Annotated in this window: 1 rRNA gene; it reads left to right on the forward strand. The window is 47.0% G+C overall.

The window, feature by feature from the left end:
• A 23S ribosomal RNA gene (locus F2P45_RS37580) occupies window positions 1–110 on the forward strand; the annotation flags it as partial.
• Window positions 111–253 lie beyond the last annotated feature (143 nt).

Raw genomic sequence — 253 nt, forward strand, 5'->3', positions numbered from 1 at the left:
CCTTGAGCTCTTTAAAGGGTCGTTCGAGACCAGGACGTTGATAGGTCAGGTGTGGAAGTGCAGTAATGCATTAAGCTAACTGATACTAATTGCCCGTACGGCTTGTCCCTATAACCTTAGCAGGTGCAGAGATAAGAAATGCGCGTTGTGTTTTGTGCGATACGCACGATCACTACCCAAGTAATACATAAAACGATACTTCTTCCAGATTCAAGCTAGTGCTGCCCAGTCGGGAGCACCAAGCTGACCAAGT

Source organism: Massilia mucilaginosa (assembly GCF_011682145.1).
GTDB lineage: Bacteria > Pseudomonadota > Gammaproteobacteria > Burkholderiales > Burkholderiaceae_D > Telluria_A > Telluria_A mucilaginosa.